This is a genomic window from Staphylococcus sp. GDY8P198P (assembly GCF_017891615.1).
Classification (GTDB): domain Bacteria; phylum Bacillota; class Bacilli; order Staphylococcales; family Staphylococcaceae; genus Staphylococcus; species Staphylococcus cohnii.
Map to the genome: position 1 here is coordinate 1,654 of NZ_JAESJQ010000027.1, position 3,255 is coordinate 4,908.

The 3,255-nt window shown below is 47.9% G+C and carries 2 rRNA genes; both read left to right on the forward strand.

The annotated features are described in order from the left end of the window. Window positions 1-181 precede the first annotated feature (181 nt). Window positions 182-3,102: ribosomal RNA gene (locus KA824_RS12710) — 23S ribosomal RNA — on the forward strand. 77 nt (window positions 3,103-3,179) lie between these two features. After that, window positions 3,180-3,255 (forward strand): 5S ribosomal RNA (rrf, locus tag KA824_RS12715); the annotation flags it as partial.

A 3,255-nucleotide genomic window follows, 5' to 3' on the forward strand; every position in this document is an offset into this window, starting at 1 on the left:
TTGTACATTGAAAACTAGATAAGTAAGTAAAATTTATGATTTTACCAAGCAAAACCGAGTGAATAAGAGTTTTAAATAAGCTTGAATTCAAAAAGAAATAATCGCTAGTGTTCGAAAGAACACTCACAGATTAATAACATTTTGGGTTTTCAACCGACGGTTGTCGAGTTGAAAGCAAATAGATTAAGTTATTAAGGGCGCACGGTGGATGCCTTGGCACTAGAAGCCGATGAAGGACGTTACTAACGACGATATGCTTTGGGGAGCTGTAAGTAAGCTGTGATCCAAAGATTTCCGAATGGGGAAACCCAATACGAGTTATGTCGTATTATCGATACGTAAATACATAGCGTATCGAAGGTAGACGCGGAGAACTGAAACATCTTAGTACCCGCAGGAAGAGAAAGAAAAATCGATTCCCTGAGTAGCGGCGAGCGAAACGGGAATAGCCCAAACCAACGAGCTTGCTTGTTGGGGTTGTAGGACACTCTATACGGAGTTACAAAGGAATAGATTAGACGAAGCATCTGGAAAGATGCATCAAAGAAGGTAATAATCCTGTAGTCGAAAATCTGTTCTCTCTTGAGTGGATCCTGAGTACGACGGAACACGAGAAATTCCGTCGGAATCCGGGAGGACCATCTCCCAAGGCTAAATACTCTCTAGTGACCGATAGTGAACCAGTACCGTGAGGGAAAGGTGAAAAGTACCCCGGAAGGGGAGTGAAAGAGAACTTGAAACCGTGTGCTTACAAGTAGTCAGAGCCCGTTAATGGGTGATGGCGTGCCTTTTGTAGAATGAACCGGCGAGTTACGATTTGATGCAAGGTTAAGCAGTGAATGTGGAGCCGTAGCGAAAGCGAGTCTGAATAGGGCGTTGAGTATTTGGTCGTAGACCCGAAACCAGGTGATCTACCCTTGACCAGGTTGAAGTTCAGGTAACACTGAATGGAGGACCGAACCGACTTACGTTGAAAAGTGAGCGGATGAGTTGAGGGTAGCGGAGAAATTCCAATCGAACCTGGAGATAGCTGGTTCTCTCCGAAATAGCTTTAGGGCTAGCCTCAAGTGATGATTATTGGAGGTAGAGCACTGTTTGGACGAGGGGCCCTTATCGGGTTACCGAATTCAGACAAACTCCGAATGCCAATCAATTTAACTTGGGAGTCAGAACGCGGGTGATAAGGTCCGTGTTCGAAAGGGAAACAGCCCAGACCACCAGCTAAGGTCCCAAAATATATGTTAAGTGGAAAAGGATGTGGCGTTGCCCAGACAACTAGTATGTTGGCTTAGAAGCAGCCATCATTTAAAGAGTGCGTAATAGCTCACTAGTCGAGTGACACTGCGCCGAAAATGTACCGGGGCTAAACATATTACCGAAGCTGTGGATTGTCCGTAGGACAATGGTAGGAGAGCGTTCTAAGGGCGTTGAAGCATGATCGTAAGGACATGTGGAGCGCTTAGAAGTGAGAATGCCGGTGTGAGTAGCGAAAGACGGGTGAGAATCCCGTCCACCGATTGACTAAGGTTTCCAGAGGAAGGCTCGTCCGCTCTGGGTTAGTCGGGTCCTAAGCTGAGGCCGATAGGCGTAGGCGATGGATAACAGGTTGATATTCCTGTACCACCATGAATCGTTTTAAGCGATGGGGGGACGCAGTAGGATAGGCGAAGCGTACGATTGGATTGTACGTCCAAGCAGTAAGACTGAGTGTTAGGCAAATCCGGCACTCTTAAGGTCAAGCTGTGATGGGGAGAGGAAATTGTTTCCTCGAGTCGTTGATTTCACACTGCCGAGAAAAGCCTCTAGCTAGATTTATGGTGCCCGTACCGCAAACCGACACAGGTAGTCAAGATGAGAATTCTAAGGTGAGCGAGCGAACTCTCGTTAAGGAACTCGGCAAAATGACCCCGTAACTTCGGGAGAAGGGGTGCTCTTTAGGGTTCACGCCCAGGAGAGCCGCAGTGAATAGGCCCAAGCGACTGTTTATCAAAAACACAGGTCTCTGCTAAACCGTAAGGTGATGTATAGGGGCTGACGCCTGCCCGGTGCTGGAAGGTTAAGAGGAGTGGTTAGCTTCTGCGAAGCTACGAATCGAAGCCCCAGTAAACGGCGGCCGTAACTATAACGGTCCTAAGGTAGCGAAATTCCTTGTCGGGTAAGTTCCGACCCGCACGAAAGGCGTAACGATTTGGGCACTGTCTCAACGAGAGACTCGGTGAAATCATAGTACCTGTGAAGATGCAGGTTACCCGCGACAGGACGGAAAGACCCCGTGGAGCTTTACTGTAGTCTGATATTGAAATTCGGTACAGCTTGTACAGGATAGGTAGGAGCCTTAGATACGTGAGCGCTAGCTTACGTGGAGGCGTTGGTGGGATACTACCCTCGCTGTATTGGATTTCTAACCCGCACCATTAATCATGGTGGGAGACAGTGTCAGATGGACAGTTTGACTGGGGCGGTCGCCTCCTAAAGAGTAACGGAGGCGCTCAAAGGTTTCCTCAGAATGGTTGGAAATCATTCATAGAGTGTAAAGGCACAAGGAAGCTTGACTGCGAGACTTACAAGTCGAGCAGGGTCGAAAGACGGACTTAGTGATCCGGTGGTTCCGCATGGAAGGGCCATCGCTCAACGGATAAAAGCTACCCCGGGGATAACAGGCTTATCTCCCCCAAGAGTTCACATCGACGGGGAGGTTTGGCACCTCGATGTCGGCTCATCGCATCCTGGGGCTGTAGTCGGTCCCAAGGGTTGGGCTGTTCGCCCATTAAAGCGGTACGCGAGCTGGGTTCAGAACGTCGTGAGACAGTTCGGTCCCTATCCGTCGTGGGCGTAGGAAATTTGAGAGGAGCTGTCCTTAGTACGAGAGGACCGGGATGGACATACCTCTGGTGTACCAGTTGTCGTGCCAACGGCATCGCTGGGTAGCTATGTATGGACGGGATAAGTGCTGAAAGCATCTAAGCATGAAGCCCCCCTCAAGATGAGATTTCCCAACTTCGGTTATAAGATCCCTCAAAGATGATGAGGTTAATAGGTTCGAGGTGGAAGCATAGCGATATGTGGAGCTGACGAATACTAATCGATCGAAGACTTAATCAAATTTAAAAGTTTTGTTGGTTGAACTAAATTTTACTTACTATCTAGTTTTGAATGAATAATAATAATACATGATATTGTCTGGTGACTATAGCAATGAGGTCACACCTGTTCACATGCAGAACACATAAGTTAAGCTCCTAAGCGCCGATGGTA